Below are 705 nucleotides of genomic sequence, written 5' to 3'. Positions count from 1 at the left end.
GTGCTTTTGCGTCTGCTCGGCAAAGCTAACGTTCCCTGATCGCCTGCTCGGGACAGCATTCAATAGCCTCCCGGGTAGCCGACTCCAATTCCGTTGGAACTTCAGAGGTTATCGCCACCGAGTAGCCGTCGTCGGTCAGGCTGAACACCTCGGGACACAGCGTCAGGCACATGCCGTGACCACGACAGGACTGATCGTCGACCCAGACTTTCATGTCGCCGTGAACTCCAGATGCAGCTCGGTCAGACCACGCAGGATGTAGGTCGGAACATATTGGTAGCGGCGGTCATTCGCCGGTCCGTGGACACGCTCGTCGATCCGGATGTCAGACGTCCGGTCCAGCAGCCGCTCGATCGCCACCCGGGTCTCGGCCCGCGCCAGCGGAGCACCCGGGCAGCTGTGGATGCCTCGCCCGAACGAGATGTGCTGCCGGGCGTTCTTGCGAGCCAGGTCGAAGGTGGTCGGGTCGTCGAACCGGCGCGGGTCGCGGTTGGCCGCCGCCTGCACAACCATCACCGTGGTGCCCGCGGGCAGGTCCACCCCACCGACGGTGACAGGCACCCGGTTCAAACGGAAGTCCCCCTTGACCGGGCTCTCGATGCGCAACGACTCCTCGATGAAGTTCGGGATCAGGCTGCGGTCCTTACGAAGTTGCGCCTGAATGTCGGGCCGCTCGCCGATCGTCTGCAATGCCGCGCCAAGCAG

2 protein-coding genes are annotated in these 705 nt (G+C 64.3%); both read right to left on the bottom strand.

The genetic code is table 11. The features are described 5' to 3' along the window. Positions 1 to 25: 25 nt before the first annotated feature. Entirely contained in the window at positions 26 to 214 is a 189-nt protein-coding gene (locus tag A9W99_RS19745) for a ferredoxin (RefSeq protein WP_067382025.1), read from the bottom strand. After that, the coding region (locus A9W99_RS19740; RefSeq protein ID WP_156623199.1) for a cytochrome P450 at positions 211 to 705 on the bottom strand (495 nt) is incomplete at its 5' end. The genes A9W99_RS19745 and A9W99_RS19740, both read right to left, overlap by 4 nt.

This window comes from Mycobacterium sp. 1164966.3 (assembly GCF_001665395.1).
Taxonomy (GTDB): domain Bacteria; phylum Actinomycetota; class Actinomycetes; order Mycobacteriales; family Mycobacteriaceae; genus Mycobacterium.
This window is presented reverse-complemented; position numbering and strand designations above follow the sequence as displayed.